Annotated in this window: 7 protein-coding genes and 1 rRNA gene; 7 read left to right on the plus strand and 1 reads right to left on the minus strand. The window is 35.5% G+C overall.

Going from position 1 to position 16,370, the window contains the following annotated elements; genetic code table 11:
- Positions 1–409 precede the first annotated feature (409 nt).
- From JI750_RS21915 to JI750_RS21945, 7 genes are all read left to right on the plus strand, one after another.
- Positions 410–3,562 carry a SusC/RagA family TonB-linked outer membrane protein gene (locus JI750_RS21915; RefSeq protein WP_236673133.1) on the plus strand — a complete coding sequence of 1,051 codons (3,153 nt, stop codon included), beginning with the start codon at positions 410–412 and terminating at the stop codon, positions 3,560–3,562.
- Between the two features lie 16 nt (positions 3,563–3,578).
- The gene (locus JI750_RS21920) at positions 3,579–5,465 is read left to right on the plus strand and encodes a RagB/SusD family nutrient uptake outer membrane protein (RefSeq protein ID WP_202006537.1); all 1,887 of its coding nucleotides are present in this window, start codon (positions 3,579–3,581) and stop codon (positions 5,463–5,465) included.
- A 220-nt stretch (positions 5,466–5,685) separates the two neighbouring features.
- Positions 5,686–7,065, plus strand: a complete 1,380-nt coding sequence (locus JI750_RS21925) for a sulfatase family protein (protein WP_202006538.1) — start codon at positions 5,686–5,688, stop codon at positions 7,063–7,065.
- Positions 7,066–7,082: 17 nt separating this feature from the next.
- Positions 7,083–9,767, plus strand: coding sequence for a DUF4962 domain-containing protein (locus JI750_RS21930; protein ID WP_202006539.1), 2,685 nt, complete (start codon positions 7,083–7,085; stop codon positions 9,765–9,767).
- A 77-nt stretch (positions 9,768–9,844) separates the two neighbouring features.
- On the plus strand, positions 9,845–13,882 hold the full coding sequence (locus JI750_RS21935) for a hybrid sensor histidine kinase/response regulator transcription factor (protein WP_202006540.1): 4,038 nt from the start codon (positions 9,845–9,847) through the stop codon (positions 13,880–13,882).
- Positions 13,883–14,067: 185 nt separating this feature from the next.
- Positions 14,068–15,216, plus strand: a complete 1,149-nt coding sequence (locus JI750_RS21940; RefSeq protein WP_202006541.1) for a BT3233 family polysaccharide utilization protein — start codon at positions 14,068–14,070, stop codon at positions 15,214–15,216.
- A gap of 31 nt (positions 15,217–15,247) precedes the next feature.
- Positions 15,248–16,039, plus strand: coding sequence for a gluconate 5-dehydrogenase (locus tag JI750_RS21945; protein ID WP_202006542.1), 792 nt, complete (start codon positions 15,248–15,250; stop codon positions 16,037–16,039).
- A gap of 255 nt (positions 16,040–16,294) precedes the next feature.
- Here JI750_RS21945 and rrf read toward each other — a convergent pair.
- Positions 16,295–16,370, minus strand: a 5S ribosomal RNA gene (gene rrf, locus JI750_RS22265); the annotation flags it as partial.

Here is a 16,370-nt window from a genome sequence, read left to right on the forward strand (position 1 = left end):
TAGAGAATGCTCGTAATTGCTAGCTTTGCATCAAAAAATAATTTAGTAAAACATCATTAAATACTAATTAAACCCTGATTTTAAAGGACTTTAAGTATCGTATTAATCAAATTCAATAGCATTTTGGACGCATTCAAAACTGTCATGGAAACCCGATTTCTATATTTGTTTCAATTAAAATCAAAAAACATGACTAATCCAAAAAAAATGACCAGGCTTTTACAAAACTTATATTTATTGCCTAAACGTAAAATTCCCCTGCCCCTTTTCGCAAGTTAATTTATTGTTATAATTTTCTCCACAGCGTCAATATAAAAAATGTGGTGACTTACTAAACAAGATCAAAACCAACTTAAATAATATCAACAGGAATTCTACTTACTATCCAATTCCTCTTTAAAGAAAAATTATGAAAAGGATTATATTTTTATTCTTACTGCTAACCACATGTAAGATGATGTATGGGCAAAACAAAATTACCGTAACTGGTAAAGTAACCGATGCCCAAAATCTGCCAATGCCAGGAGCAACAGTTTCTGAAAAGGGAACTCAAAATGCTACTGTAACTTCTATGGACGGGGATTACCAAATTAAAGTAAAACCAAACGCAATACTTGTGTTTTCTTTTATCGGAACAAAATCTAAAGAAGAACATGTTAAAAACAGAACAGAGATTAATACCAAACTAATTGATGACACTAACAATCTTGATGAAGTAGTTGTTGTAGGTTATGGAACAAAAACTAGAAAAGATCTTACCGGAGCAATTTCTTCTGTAAAAGGTCAAGAATTAGCTAAAGTTCCTGTACAGAACGTAGCACAGGCGTTGCAAGGTCGCATTGCAGGTATGCAAGTAACGATGTCTGACGGAACTCCAGGCGCTGAACCATCTTTAAAAATTAGAGGAGGAACTTCTATCACACAAAGCAACGAGCCGTTGTATGTGGTTGACGGAGTAGCACAAACTGGCGGATTAAGTTTTTTAGATCCAATGGATATCGAATCTATTGATGTTCTAAAAGATGCCGCGTCGACTTCTATTTATGGTGCTCAAGGTGCAAACGGAGTGGTTTTAGTAACAACCAAAAAAGCTAAAGGCGGAAAACTTACAATAAGCTACGATACTTATGGAGGAATAAAAACCATTGCCAAAAAACTTGAAGTAATGAATCCTTATGATTACACCAAGTTAATATACGAATCTGCTACAGATGATGCTAGAATGCAAAAATTTGTAGGCGCTTATGGTACTTATGATGAGTTAGAAGGGCTTTACAAAAACAGAAAAGGAATTAACTGGCAAGATGAAGTTTTCGGAAACGCTGTTGTAAATCAATATCACAAAATCAGTATTAGCGGAGGCGAAAATGATACTAAATACAATGCTTTTTATTCTGTAAATGATGATGAAGGAATTATGCTCGGAACAGGTTCTGTAAAAAATATCGTGAAACTAAATGTCATCAACAATATCAGTAAAAAATTCTCTGTAAATGCGATTGTAAACTATTCGAATCAAAAAATTACTGGACTTTCTACCAATGATGGTGGAAATGCAAGGTTAAGCATGCTACAGAATTTATTGCAATACAGACCTACAATTGGAAAAACAGGTTCTGATGAAGATCTTAAAACTTTATTGGTAGATCCTTTAGACAATCAAGATTCGCCAACATTCCAAAGTCCGCTTATTACAATTGACAGTCAGAAAAGAGAGGCCATAAATAGGTCTATCAATATGAGCTTACAGCTGCAATACAATATTACACCAAAATTAATCTACCGCGGATTAATAAGTTATACAGACAATAGCAATAAAAGCAAATATTTCAATGACTCAAGAGGTATTCAGGCCATAAGAGCTGGCGGTGCAAATGGTGGAGTAACACACAATATCGGGACTCGTTTAAACTATAACAACGTTTTAACGTACAGCAATACTTTCAATAAAAAACACAAATTTGATGCTACTGTAGGGCAAGAATACATCTACAATTATGCAGAAGGCGTTACTGCAACAGCATCTGCTTTTCCGAATGTAAATTTAAGCTGGGATAAATTACAGCTTGGAACCATTGCTGGAATTCCGACCACTTTTGCAGAGGATGACAAATTACTTTCTTTCTTTGGAAAAGCCAACTACGCGTTCAAAAACAGGTATTTATTTGCTGCCAGTTTAAGAGCAGACGGATCTTCTAAATTTGGAACCGAAAACCAATGGGGCTACTTCCCTTCTGCATCTTTTGCTTGGAGAATTATCGAAGAGAATTTTATGCAAAAACTTCCTGTGTTTTCAGATTTAAAACTTCGTTTAAGCTATGGTGAAGCAGGAAATAACAGAATTGCCAATTATGCTGCTTTGGGAATTTTTAATTCAGGTTCTTATCCCTTAAACAACCAGACCAATATCACGGCTTTTCAAAACAATCTTCCTAATCCGTTCCTAAAATGGGAAGCTACAAAATCAACCAATATTGGTTTTGACTTAGGATTTTTTAAACAAAGAATCTCTTTAACGACCGAATTGTACGAGAATAAATCTAAAGATCTTCTTTACAACACACGTGTTCCTGCAAGTTCAGGCTTCAAAAAGCAGTTTCAAAATATTGGAGCTACTTCTAACCGTGGTTTAGAATTTACCTTGAACACTATAAATATTAAAAACGACAATTTTATCTGGAACACAACTTTCAATATTGCTTTCAATAAAACAAAAGTTTTGGCTTTAAGCGAAGGAGAAACTTCATTACTTACAAATAGTTATACAGACAAGAACGATTATATTCTTAAAGTCGGACAACCTGTTGGAACTATGTACGGTTATGTAAATGATGGATTGTATCAAGTAAGCGATTTTGATTATAACCCAACTACAAAAGTGTATACTTTAAAATCGGGCGTTGCAAGCGATAATATTGTTGTGCAGCCTGGATTTATCAAATTTAAAGACATAAGCGGTCCTGACGGAAAACCTGATGGTGTAATTAATGATTTGGACAGAACTATTATTGGAAATGCAAATCCAAAATATACTGGAGGTCTAAATAATACTTTCAGCTATAAAGGAATTGATTTGAGCGTTTTCCTTGATTTTACTGTTGGAAACGATATTTACAATGCCAATGTTTTAAACAATTCAAGACTTAACTTAGACAATCTAAACACATTTGCCATCTACGCAGACCGATGGACTACAATTAATGCCGCTGGGCAACGTGTTACCGATCCAGATGAATTAACGGCTTTAAATGTGGGCAAAAAATATCCTGCTTTTAATGGTAATACAACTGGACGTTTGTACAGCGATATCATAGAAGACGGTTCATTCTTAAGAATTAACAACATCAGTTTAGGTTATACATTGCCAAAAGATTGGCTGAAAAAATCTAAAATCTCAAACCTAAGAATCTATTTCACGGCCTATAACTTATATGTATTTACTAAGTATTCTGGTTACGATCCTGAGGTAAATGTTCTTAACAATGCTATCACTAGAGGAGTCGATTTTAGTGCTTATCCTAGAAGTAAATCCTTTGTTACAGGATTAAATATTTCATTATAATTTAAAGTTTAAAAAAATGAAACACAATATATTTTCACGCAAAGCAATTGTTTTAGCAGGCATTACCTGTCTTCTATTACCACTTAATTCCTGTGACAAAGATCTAGAAGTTACACCCTATTCTTACTTTACCACTTCGAACTTTTTCTCGGATGTAAACGAAGCCAATATGGCAACGCTTGGAGTTTACGAAGCTATGTCATCAATGGACAGTTATGGATGGAATATTTCATTAATTTTTGATGCTGATACCGATATTGAACAAATGTCGGGAATTGGAGCCGACGACTGGCGTACAATTGCACATTATCAAGGGATTTCGCAAACCAACACCTTTTATTTGGCTTGGAGCAAACTGTACGAAGGAATTGATAGGGCAAATGTCGTGATAGAAAGAATTCCGCAAATGGAATTGTACACAAACGGAACAGAAACTCAAAAACAACAATTAAACCGTTTTCTTGGCGAAGCTAAATTCCTTCGCGGATTTTACTATTCAGAACTCGTACGTTTATGGGGAGATGTGCCATTTAAAACAAAAAGTTCTCAAGCGGGAGATAAACTTAATGGTGCTCTGATAGATCGTCAGGAAATTTATACTCAGGTTATAAAAGACATGCAGGAAGCCGCTTTACTTCTGCCAGATCAGATGCCAACAGATGAGCGCATCAATAAATGGGGTGTAAAATCTATGCTTGCCAGAGTAGCTTTGTTTGCTGGAGGATATTCTTTAGGAGCTGATGGCGTTATAAAACGTCCAGCCAATTATAAAGATTATTATAAAATTGCACAGAAGGAAATCAATGAGGTTATGGCTCAAAATCCGTACAAATTGAATCCGTCTTATTCTAAAGTATTTAAAAACCAATGTCAGCACGTTTTAGAACCAACAGAAAATATTTTTCAAGTTGCTTTTTATAATCCTGCAGGGAATATTGGAAATGCACCGTGGGTAGGAAATTTTAACGGCCCAACAACAGCAAGCGGAGTATATCCATCAAATATAGCACGATGTCTAGTTCCGAAACCTTTTTACAGCAGTTTTAATGCTGCAGATCAAAGAAGAGATTTCTCAATTGCCACTTATCAGATTAATAATTTGGGGAATAAAATTCCGCTTTTGACTACCAATCAGGACGAAAGATGGACCGTTTCAAAATGGAACAGAGAATTTATGACCAATGCAACCGCAGAAAGAGTCTACACACACATCAATTGGGTAATTATGCGTTATTCTGACTTGCTTTTAATGCGTGCAGAAGTAGAAAATGAATTAAACGAAGGTCCAAATGCACTAGCTTACGAAGCTATAAACCAAGTTCGAAAAAGAGCTTTTGGCGCTGACATTCAAGGAAGTCGAATTGCAATTGACTTAAAAACAAAGGGAACTGGCTATACTAATGCTGCAAATGTGGTTATTCAAATTACTGGAGGCGGCGGTACAGATGCTGCTGCAGCAGTCGTTAACCTTGCCAGCGGAGGCGTAAATACTATTGCTATGCTTCGTTCTGGAGATGGTTATACTTCTGTGCCAACAGTAACAATTACTAGCACAGACGGAAAAGGTTCTGGCGCAACTGCCACAGCAAGATTATTGCCTAAACCAACAACAGCCGAAATAAACCTGCCAAACGGTCTTGATAAAGTTGCATTTTTTAAAGCCTTACAGCAAGAACGAGCTTGGGAACTTTCTTTTGAAGGAATGCGCAGAGCAGATTTAATAAGATGGGGAATTCTGGCAGATAAACTAGCTGAAACAAGTGCTGCTGTCAAATTAATTCGTTCAACATACTTTTATCCATCAATCACCAATTTTATAACAGGAAAACACGAGTTATATCCTTTTCCTCAGAATGAAACCGATGTCAATAAAAGCATCACGCGTCAAAACCCAAAATACTAAGTGCTTACTAATTTAGAAACCATTCATGTTTAATGTTAATGCAGGGCTTCGGTTCTGCATTAACTATTATTTCAAAAAGCAGATTTTAATAAAAAACAGTTGTTTTTAGCTAAATCTAATATCATTTTGAACAAATTCAAAACTGTAAATAGACAATGATTGGTATTTTCGTTTTTAGATTCCAAACATTGAAATAGAAGAATCCACCATTAAAATAGAGATGAAATTTCAAAAAAACATATTCGTTTTGTGCCTTCTAGGAATTTTGAATATTCCATTACTAAATCATGCACAAAACATCGACCGTCCAAATATCCTGATCATCATGACCGATCAGCAAACCGCTGATGCGATGAGCAACGCAGGAAATACAAACCTGCATACGCCAGCAATGGATAAACTGGCTCAAAATGGAGTTCGTTTTACTAAAGCCTATTGCGCACAACCTTTGTGTTCGCCATCACGTTCTGCTATTATGAGCGGTAAAATGCCTTATGAGACTGGCTTTATTGGAAATGCACCAGAAAAAGATGGACAATGGCCTGACGATTTATTGATGATGGGAAAAATTTTCCAGAACGGCGGATATAAAACGGGTTATGTCGGAAAATGGCATCTTCCCGTTCCTACTTCTAAAAAAAGCCAACATGGTTTTGAATATATAGAAAACACCAATTTTCAGGATTACAACGATGCAGCAACACCTTCTTTTTGCGCCCGATTTATTAAAGAAAACAAAAACGCACCATTTTTATTGGTCGCTTCATTCTTGAATCCACATGACATTTGCGAATGGGCACGTGGAGAGGACTTAAAAATGGATGTCTTAGAAAGTGCTCCACTTGCAGACCAATGTCCTCCGCTTCCAGCCAATTGGAAAATTCCTGAGCACGAACCCAAAATTGTACGAGAGCAACAGAAAGTAAGTTTTAGAACTTATCCAACTGTAAACTGGACATCCGATCAATGGCGTCAATATCGTTGGGCATACAATAAACTGATTGAAAAAGTAGATAGTTATATCGAAATGGTTCTGGCTTCACTCAAAAAATACGGCATCGAAAAAAATACCATAATTGTTTTTACTGCCGATCATGGCGATGGTTATGCAGGACACAGCTGGAATCAGAAACAAATTCTTTACGAAGAATCGGCTAAAATTCCGTTTATTATTTCAAAAATTGGAGAATGGAAACCAAGCACAGACGAAATGTTGGTTTGCAATGGAACAGACATTATTCCAACCATCTGCGGTTTTACTGGAGTTACGAAACCTTCTGATTTAAAAGGAATTGATTTGAGCAAAAAAATAGCTAACCCAACTTTAAAACTTCGCGACACTTTGGTTATAGAAACCGATTTTGCCGATAACGAAGAACTTTTAGGAATTAGCGGACGCGCCGTAATTACTCAAAATTACAAATACATTGTTTACAATAAGGGCAATTTAAAAGAACAACTATTCAATCTAACCACAGATCCAGGCGAAATAACAAATCTAGCTGTAAACAAAACGTATAAAAAAGAACTGCTTGCCATGCGTCGTTATTTAAAACAATGGTGCAAAAAGAACGGAGATTCATTTCAATCAGGATTATAAATCATTCAACATAAAAAATGATAACTAAAAAAACATATCCAATAGCGTTACTTCTAATTGCCTTTTCTGCTTTCAGTCAGAAACAACAGGCTGTCATAAAATTAACCGCAGAAAAATTACACTCAAGAGTACGCGAATGGCCTTATCCTGTTAATGGCATAACGGTTCCAACAAATGCTCCTGCCCTTCTTTGGCCTGGAACAAACGGAAAAGAAATGGTTAAACCAATGGAAAGCGGTAGTGAAGTTAAAGAAGATCCAAATATTGGTAACGTACGTTATAAAGTTATGCTTGCTAGCGATAAAAACTTCACCAAAAACCTCATTTCCAGCGCAGAACAGCGTTGGGCCGTTTATCCTCTACATCAAGCATTAAAAGCTGGAAAATGGTATTGGAAATATGCTTATGCCTTAAAAAACAGCAATCAATGGACATGGTCACCTACTTACGATTTTGTAATTGATGCCAAATATGCAAACGAAAAAGTTTCTCCGCCAGTAACCGAAGTTTTAAAACGAAATGAAGGAGCACATCCAGTTTTGTGGGATATGCGTACTATTGGGGACGATTTTTATCGCAACAACTTGAATAATCCTGAGGCGAAAAAGTTTATCGCTTTCGCGGAAAAATTAATGCTGGCTCCTCTTCCAACTGAGAAACCACAACGCGTCATTGATACAACGGGCAAAAATCCTTTAGAGAAAAAGATTATTATTGAACGAATGTATCATGGTTTTGGAGATGCTGTTGGAACTCCTGTTCGCAATTTATGCATTGCCTATCAGCTTACTAAAGACGAGCGTTTTATCTTAGATGCCAAACGTAGAGCGATAAACATTGCCAACATGAATCCTAACGGACTGGCAACGGGCGATGACTTTACAGGCGGTGCCGTACTCGAAGCTTTAGGATGGTTTTATGATGCAGGTTATGAATTCTTATCTCCGCAAGAAAAAGAACTTTTTAAAAACATTATTAAGCTGAGAGCCAAAAGAGTTTACGATCATTTGCCTAATCGTTTTGAATTGCACGTAAGCGACAATCACGTTTGGCAGATTACTATGCGAAACCTAGCTATTGCAACTGTTGCGGTTATAAACGATGTTCCTGAAGCAAAAGAATGGCTTACGTATTTGTATGAAGTCTGGTCTGCGCGTTTCCCGGTATTAGGCACAACAGATGGTGGCTGGCATGAAGGAAACGGCTATTTTAGAGTTAACTTTAAGTCGATTATTTATCTGTCCCAAATGTTTGGTGATTTTAGCGGAGTCGATTATTTCAAACTGCCTTGGATGCAGAATCTTCCTTACTATATGCTTTATACACATCCTAATAAATCGGCAAGCACTGCTATTGGCGACATGTGGGAAAATATTCCGTATATCGTAAAAGGTGAAGCTTGGTTTGCAGACGCGCTTACTTATAAAATTGATAATACGTATTTAAACTGGTATGTTGACGGTATAAAAAGAGATTATTCGAAGTATTATCACGGTACAGATGATTATCTTCTTTTCAGACTTTTAAATTTTAAAACCAACCGAAATTTACCTGTTTCATCTCCCACAGATTTGCCAAAAACACGCAAATTTGGAGATGTTGGCGTTGTTGCCATGCATGAAGATTTGGCAAATGCCGACAAAACATTAAGCAGCTATTTATTCAGCAGTCCGTTTGGTTCTTCTGGACACGGACACGCTTCGCAAAATGCATTTACAATTAATTATAAAGGAAAAGTAATCTTTGGAGGAACGGGTTATTACAGTAATTTTAGCGACAAACACAATCTTCTCGATTATCGATCAACAAAAGCTTATAATACCATTTTAGCAGACAGTTTAAATCAAAAAATTGGTGAAGAAGGTTACGGATGGATTCCGAGAGCGATCTCAGGAAAGCGCATTCAGTACGCTTTAGGAGATGCAAGCAATGCGTATGGCGAAATTAAAAGTGAATTTTGGCTGAATAGATTTGAACAAATCAAAGTAGTTCCGAGTAAAGAAAGCGGTTACGGAGAATCTGGTGTAACATTGTACAGAAGACATATGCTGCAATTAGAAGGCGGATATATTGTTTTATATGATGAATTGGAAGCTAAAACTCCAGTAAAATGGACAACTCAGTTTCATTGTCCTTATTACACAATTGAAGGTCAGAATTCAGAAAACCCAAATCAGCAGCAATTTGCAGTTAAAACCGATTTAGGAAGTGTTACGGCGAATGTTTATGCTGAAAGTCCGTTAAAAATGGCGGTACACAATCAGTTTTTCGAAGCTGCTGTAAACTGGAATAAAGTGACCAATGATGAAGGACAAATTAAAGATTTTAAAGATCAATGGCACGCGGGAATCACTTCTCAGCCAAAACAAAAATTTAGATTCTTAACGATCATTCAGATTAAAGATGGAAAAACCGAAGTCATAAAAACAATTTCGAACAAAGATGGATTTATAGATTTACAAGCTGGAAACTGGAATATAAAAGCGCAATTGAACGGAGAAAAACCTGCTACGTTGCAAGTTTCAGGAAACGCAGTAAAATCAATGTTTAGCTACGGAAATCTGCCAATTCAATTTGAAGGAAAAAAGTATGCGCCAAAAATTCCAGAAAGTTCTGTTTTACTTGAAATCGACAATGATAAAGTAAATCGACAAGAAGTTGTAGACGAACTGCCAGATGTAGCCAAATACGACAAAAATTAAGAATAGAAAGTGTTTTCTTTTTGTTTAAGTTCTTTTAAAACAAAAAGAAGCCAATAACAATTTATAATTAAACCTTTATGAAGAGAACGATTATTCTTTTTGCGTTTTTCTACATGACTCTTTTCGCCTCGAAAAGTTATGCCCAAGTGCAAGATCGCTATTTCCGAACCATTTCGGTTGATAAAGGCTTGTCGCAGAGTTCTGTTTTTGCCATTCAGCAGGATACTTTGGGTTTTATCTGGATTGGAACTCAGGATGGATTAAATCGTTATGACAGTAAAGGTTTTAAAGTTTATCGACCAATTAAAAACGTTAAAAATAGTCTACAATCATATTACATTCGAAGTCTTTTTACCGATCATAAAGGGCAATTATGGATTGGCGGCAATCAAGGAATTAGCGTTTATAATTATAATACGGACAGTTTTGCCAATTATCCATTGCCACGAAATATTGGCGAATGGTATATTTCTGCCATTACAGAAGACAATCAGCATAGAATCTGGGCATCTTCTATAGCTGGCGATGTTTTTGTGCTTTATCCAAATGAAAAGAATTTTGTTCCTATAAAGTTTAATGCGTCTTCACATGAAATCAAAAAAATCGCCTACATCGGCATTTGGCAAAAACAGATTTTATTGGGTACAGATGTTGGTCTTTTCCAATTAAATCCTAACTCACATCAGCTTACAAAAATAAATCTGACTTCAAAAAAGCCCTATATAAATGATGTTTTTATTGAAGGTAAAAAACTATGGGTCGCTACAGAAGGTGAAGGTGTAATTAAATATAATGCCGAGAACAGGACTCTAACTTCACTTCTTCATAATACTGCAAGCAATAGCATTGCCGACAATAATATTAGATGCATTAACAAAGATACCGAAGGAAATTTGTGGTTTGGCACTTTTAAAGGTTTGAGTATTTATAACCTTAAAAACAATTCATTCAGCAATTATTCTCATCAAATCTCACAGCCGTATACTATCAGTCAGAATTCAGTTCGCTGTATTTTTAAAGACAAACAAAACGGAATCTGGTTAGGAACTTATTATGGCGGTCTAAATTATTATCATAAAAACGATATCAAGTTTAATCTTTTAAGTCAAAATTTAGGAAACCCATCTTTAAATGATGAAGTTATTGGCGTTATCAAACAAGATTCTAAAGGTAATTTCTGGATTGGCAGCAACGACAAAGGATTAAATTATTGGAATAAAAATTCCAATACCATCCGTTATTTTTCTAATAGCGAAAACAATCCAAACAGTTTAAGTTCGAACAATATTAAAGCTATTGAATTTGACGGCAACGGAAATGTTTTAGTGGGCACGCATAACGGCGGATTGAATATTTTAAATCCGAATACAGGTTTGGTGCAACGTTTTCTCCACGACGAAAATAATCCAAACAGCATTGCAGGCAATTTAGTCTATAGTTTACTGAAAGATTCTAAAGACAGAATTTGGGTTGGAACACGATCTGGACTAGATCAGTTTCATCCTGAAACTAAAACGTTTACGCATATTCATTTGGATAAGGCCGGAAAAAGACCAGCCTCTGATGATATTACTTTTCTCTTTGAAGACAGCAAAAAACGCATTTGGATTGGATCCACAAATGGAGTTACGCTTTTTTACCCGGAAACACAATTGTTTGGCAATATAGGTCACGGAAAATTAAGTGATGATATTGTAAACTGCATTACCGAAGATAAGAAACACCGAATCTGGATTGGAACGAGAGAAGGATTACGATTGTATGATGAAGCACAAGAATCTTTCATCAGTTTTAAAGCAAGAAAAGATTTCTTTAAAGAAACAATTTATGGTATAATTCCGGACGAAGACAATTTATGGATCTCTACCAACACAGGATTAATCAAGTTTAACCCAGACAAAGGTTCTGTACAAACTTTTGATGAAAGCGATGGTTTGCAGAACAAGCAATTTAACGATTATGCATTCTGCAAAGCAAAAGACGGAATGCTGCTTTTTGGCGGTATCAAAGGTATTTCGTATTTCTATCCGTCTATGATTAAACAGAGTCCGCTTCCTTTAAAATTAAGTTTTACGGCTTTAGAAGTTTTAAATAAAACGGTTGCAGTAGATGACGAAACTGATATTTTGGAACAGCATATCGATCAGATTAAAAAATTGGAAATTGGACCAGAATATAAACAGTTCAGCATCTTTTATAATACTTTCAACTACATTTCTTCCAACAGAACATATTATTTCTACAAACTTGAAGATGTTGATAAAGACTGGCAAAGAACAGACGAATTGAAGGTAAGTTACAGCAATTTACCTGCTGGCAAATATAATTTTCAAATAAAAGCTGTTGGTCCAAATGGCGAAATGAGCACTGTGAGAAATTTGCAAATTGTAATACTTCCGCCGTGGTACAAAACAATATGGTTTTCTTTGTTATTGCTTGCTATAATTGGTACAGCAGTTTATATCGGTTTTAAAATCATTAAAGAAAGAATTCAAGCCGTACAGCAGCTAAAACTGGAAAGAATTGAGAAGGAAAGAGTGAGTTATATCAACCAGATTAAAATGGACTTTTTTACTAATGTTTCTCATGAACTAAGAACTCCTTTAACCTTAATTTTAGCGCCTTTAGAAGAATTATTAAAAATGCCATTTGCTGATAAAGTCACAAAAAAGAAACATGAATTAATGTTTATAAACACCAAAAGACTTTACAATTTGGTTGATCAATTGTTTGAGTTTAGAAAAACAGAAATGGGAACGCGTCCTTTAAAAGTGGGCAAAAGTGATATTGTTCGTTTTACACAGGAAATTTTTGAATCGTTTAAACCGCTTTCAGAAAAAAACAACATCCATTATACTTTCCATTCAGCCGAAACGCAACTTGTGTTTCTTTTTGATAAAGATGCAATGGAGAAAATTTTGTTCAATCTATTATCGAATGCTTTCAAATACACTAACGAAGGACAAAGTATTCATGTGGAATTATTGAAAAAAAATGATTTGGTACAAATAAAAGTCGCTGACACGGGAGTCGGAATTAGTGCGGAGAATTTATCTAAAGTCTTTGATCGTTTTTATCAAGTAAATAACCGCGAAATGAATTTGGGCTCTGGTGTTGGTTTGGCTTTTACAAAACGTTTGGTCGAATTGCATCATGGTGAAATTAGCGCTGAAAGTGCCGAAGAACAAGGAAGCACTTTTACAGTTGCCATTCCGATTTTGGATCAGGTTTATAAAAATGATCAGCAGATAGAAGAATCTTTATACGATTTGTCTATCGTAACCGATAATGAATTGGACAATGAAAATGAAATAGAAGAAGAAAATGAGGTAATAGATAACAATCAGCCTGTAAAATTACTGATTGTAGACGACAACAAGGAAATTCTGGACTATCTGCAGAATTATTTTAGTAAAACCTATGATGTAAAAGTTGCTTATAACGGCCAAATGGCATTAGATTTATTAGAAATTAATCCTTTTGATTTAATTATCAGCGATGTAATGATGCCTGAATTGGATGGATTGCATTTTTGTAAACGAATTAAACAAAACATCAATACTTCGCATATTCCACTAATACTTTTAACCGCTCGAAACGAAACCAGCCAGCAGATAAAAGGTCTTGAAATGGGTGCAGATGATTACGTTACAAAACCATTTTCGACGCCTTTATTAGCTGCAAAAATCACCAATTTACTGCGTTCACGTAAGCGATTAAAAGAATATTATTCGGTTGGAAAAGAAATGGTTCCTGAAAATATTGCTTTCAATACTTTGGACGAAGAATTCCTAAAAGATGCCATTCGCATTGTCGAAGATCACTTGGCTGATTCTGAGTTTACGGTAGACCATTTCAGCCGTGAAATTGGGATGAGCCGTTCGAATCTTTACATCAAATTAAAAGCAATTACGGGCGAATCGGCAATGGATTTTATAAAAAGAATCCGATTTAAAAAGGCTGTAGAATTAATGCAAAGCAAGCGTTATACTATCGCGCAGATTACTTATATGTGCGGTTTTAATTCGCCTTCTTATTTCTCGACAGCATTCAAACAGCATTATGGCTGTATGCCAAGCGAATATTTGGCCCGATTAGAAAATACAAAAGAATAATTTACAACAACACAACGAAACCCTAATGCAACATTTCGTCAATCGATCTTAAAAACCTAAAACGGTTTAAGCTAATTTTTTAAAACTCGAAAAATTTCGTCCGAAAAAGAACTTTTATAAGTCGGACAGCTCAATTTATGCCTTAACGGAACCTATTCATTCAAAAAATATTCAAAACAAATCTCATGAAATTTTCACACTTTATCTTAATGGTTTGTGTTTTACCATCATCTCTAAAGGCTCAAAACAAAGCTACCATTACTATTTCAAACAATTCTGTCCTAGACAGAAAAGAAACTGTTGCAGCTATAAAATGGAAAGACATTGTTGCCTCCTATCCGCAGATTGATACTGCCAATTTTACGATCATTAACAGTAAAACAAAAAAACAGATTCCGTTTCAATTAGAACATAAAGGACAATCTACTATTCAAAATCTATTGGTGCAAATAGATATTAAAGCAAAAAGTTCTTTACAGCTTTTCATTCAAAAAGGAAAGCCAGAAAAATTTATATCCAAAACTTTTGCTCGATTTGTTCCTGAAAGATTGGACGATTTTGCTTGGGAAAATGATAAAATCGCTTTTCGTACTTACGGGAAAGCTCTAGAAAAAACAGAAGGTGATGCTTATGGTTTTGATGTCTGGGTAAAAAGGACTTCAAAACTAGTTTTAAATGACCGGTACAAACGCAATGATTATCATATTGATCATGGCGACGGATTAGATTATTATCACGTTGGCTACACTTTGGGGGCAGGAAACATGGCTCCTTTTGTAAAAGACACTATCCGTTATTCTGGAAATTATCATCGATGGAAAATATTGGATAATGGTCCGCTTCGCACCACTTTTCAATTGATTTATGACAGCTGGAATGCTGGCGGAATCAAAGTTCAAGCTATAAAAACCATTTCTATTGATGCTGGATCGCAATTAAATCGTATTGAAAATGTGTACACTTTTGATGATAAAAAACCTTTGCCTGTTGTTGTCGGAATTATTCGAAGAGAAAAAGCTGGAGTTATTCTATTAAACGAACAACAAGGTATTATGGGATATTGGGAACCCACTTTTGAAAAAGAAGGAACTACCGCTGTCGCAACAATATTGAGTACTCCTGCTAAAAAAATGTGGGTAGATAAAGAACAGCTGCTAACCCTAACTTCGGTTAAAAATAACGAACCTATTGTTTATTATTCTGGCGCTGCTTGGGATAAAGCGGGTCAAATAACCAATTCTAAGCAATGGCAGGATTATTTAGATCATTTCAATCAAGAACTTCAAAATCCTTTCATTATAAATGTAAAAGACACATCAATAACAAAAAAATAATTAAGAATATTATTAACCAAAAAACAAAAAAATGTCAATTAACTTATTTGATTTAACAGGAAAAACAGCTCTAATTACAGGAGGAGTACACGGATTAGGAATGGCAATGGCGAAAGGTCTTGGACATGCAGGTGCCAAAATTGTGGTAAATGATCATTCCTCACAAGAAGCTGTAGACAGTGCTATTGCAGAATACAAAGCAGAAGGAATTGAAGCTTATGGCTATTTATTTGATGTTACAGATGAAACTGCTGTAATTGCTGCAATTCAAAAAATTGAAGCTGAAGTTGGTCCAATCGATATTCTAATCAATAATGCAGGAATTATTAAAAGAACGCCAATTATCGAGATGGAAGTTGGCGATTTTGAAGCGGTTATAAAAGTAGATTTAACTGGCCCTTTTATCGTTTCTAAAAATGTTGTAAAGGGAATGATTAACCGTGGCGGCGGAAAAATTATTAATATGTGCTCGATGATGAGCGAACTGGGAAGAGATTCTGTAAGTGCATACGCATCGGCAAAAGGCGGTTTGAAAATGCTGACTAAAAATATGGCTACAGAATGGGCTAAATTCAACATTCAAACTAACGGAATTGGCCCTGGTTATTTTGCAACAAGCCAGACAGCCCCAATTCGTGTAAACGGTCATCCGTTTAACGAGTTTATTATGGGAAGAACTCCTGCGGGACGCTGGGGAAATCCTGAAGATTTGCAAGGAGCAGCAATATTTTTAAGCTCAAAAGCCAGTGATTTTGTAAACGGACATGTCGTTTACGTAGATGGTGGGATTTTGGCTACTATTGGAAAGCCTTCAAACGAATAATTATTTCTGTATAATCTAGCGCATTAAACTATTCAAATTAATGCGCTAGCTTCTAATACTAATTTTGCTAAATTTCAAATAACTTCCTGAGTCTTATTTTTGTAACTATAGATGCTGTTTACATCCTTAAAACAGAGGTTCAGAAGAGATCTTTAGAATTTTAGCATTAGAAAAACTTTTTAATTATCAGATGTAGAAAATTCAAACCCATATAAAAACAGAAAACCCCATCCGAATTGGATAGGGTTTTCAAAAGAAAGGCGACGACATACTCTCCCACAATGATGCAGTACCATCTGCGCAGGCGGGCTTAACTTCTCTGTTCGGGATG

Origin of the sequence: Flavobacterium tagetis (assembly GCF_016735615.1) — a bacterium.
GTDB lineage: Bacteria > Bacteroidota > Bacteroidia > Flavobacteriales > Flavobacteriaceae > Flavobacterium > Flavobacterium tagetis.

What these genes read in the sequence shown, in the direction of transcription:
- JI750_RS21940 (WP_202006541.1), top strand. Translation starts at nt 14,068, where the DNA reads ATGAAATTTTCACACTTTATCTTAATGGTTTGTGTTTTACCATCATCT.
- JI750_RS21920 (WP_202006537.1), top strand. Translation starts at nt 3,579, where the DNA reads ATGAAACACAATATATTTTCACGCAAAGCAATTGTTTTAGCAGGCATT.
- JI750_RS21915 (WP_236673133.1), top strand. Translation starts at nt 410, where the DNA reads ATGAAAAGGATTATATTTTTATTCTTACTGCTAACCACATGTAAGATG.
- JI750_RS21935 (WP_202006540.1), top strand. Translation starts at nt 9,845, where the DNA reads ATGAAGAGAACGATTATTCTTTTTGCGTTTTTCTACATGACTCTTTTC.
- JI750_RS21925 (WP_202006538.1), top strand. Translation starts at nt 5,686, where the DNA reads ATGAAATTTCAAAAAAACATATTCGTTTTGTGCCTTCTAGGAATTTTG.
- JI750_RS21930 (WP_202006539.1), top strand. Translation starts at nt 7,083, where the DNA reads ATGATAACTAAAAAAACATATCCAATAGCGTTACTTCTAATTGCCTTT.
- JI750_RS21945 (WP_202006542.1), top strand. Translation starts at nt 15,248, where the DNA reads ATGTCAATTAACTTATTTGATTTAACAGGAAAAACAGCTCTAATTACA.